2 protein-coding genes are annotated in these 1,012 nt (G+C 49.1%); both read right to left on the reverse strand.

Annotated features, from left to right (window positions below):
• Window positions 1-374 (reverse strand): response regulator transcription factor (locus VZ95_RS20745; protein ID WP_198148466.1); only part of this gene is annotated, 374 nt, incomplete at its 3' end.
• The coding region (locus VZ95_RS23640; RefSeq protein ID WP_198148467.1) for a sensor histidine kinase at window positions 371-1,012 on the reverse strand (642 nt) is incomplete at its 5' end. The genes VZ95_RS20745 and VZ95_RS23640, both read right to left, overlap by 4 nt.

A 1,012-nucleotide genomic window follows, 5' to 3' on the forward strand; every position in this document is an offset into this window, starting at 1 on the left:
CTGAGTGCCTCGAGCCGCGCAAGCAGCTCGTCAAAATCGAAGGGCTTGCACAGATAATCATCTGCACCAAGCCGCAAACCGGCAATCCGATCTTCAACGGTTGTTAAGGCCGTCAGCATGAGAACCGGAAGCTGAATCAACGCGGCTCGAAGCGTTTGGCATACCTCAAGCCCGCTAATATCAGGCAACATCAGATCGAGAATGATAATCGTCGGCAAACCGGAATTTCTGAAATTCTGCCAAGCCTCTTGGGCGAAAATAATACCCTCGTGCCCTTCCTGAGTAACGCGTACTTGCATGCCTTCCGCGCGCAATCCACGCTGCAAGAAGTCTGAAATTCTCCGATCATCTTCGATGATAAGAATATTCATCATGAAACTCCAATTTTTATATTTACAAGCGGAAGTATCGTGATGGCAAGAGTTCCACTGGGCTGATTGTTCCGCAATTCGATTTCACCACGATGAGCATGGGCCAGCGCGCGCGCAATTGACAGCCCAAGGCCACTCCCATCGTTTCTATGTGCTTTAGCGTTTAGCGCACGATAGCCACGGTCAAAGACTTTGGAAAGTTCTGCGGGTTCAATTCCTATTCCAGTATCACTAATCACCACCTCGACTGTGGGGTCCTCCGTCTCAACCCGGCGCGCTGTGAGGCGGACGGTGGCCCCAGGGAGGGAGTAGCGAACTGCATTATCGATTAGCACAAGGAACATCTGGGTTAGTCGATCAGAATCCCCACGTATCATAAATTTGGTCGGCCAAGGTTCACTGGTAATCTGCACATTATAGGTTTTTGCCATCGCCATACCAAGAGATACAACGTCCTTAAGAACATCTCTGATGTCAATCAACGATCTGTGTAGAGATAATGTATCAATATCACTGCGTGCCATAGTCAAGAGATCATCGATTATCTTACCCAGTTGTTGGGTCGCATCGTCGATACGCCGTAAGGAATCTCTATATTCTTCGGAAGGTTTTTCTTCCCCGCGCAACGCAATTTGAGCCTC

This window comes from Elstera litoralis (assembly GCF_000963705.1).
GTDB lineage: Bacteria > Pseudomonadota > Alphaproteobacteria > Elsterales > Elsteraceae > Elstera > Elstera litoralis.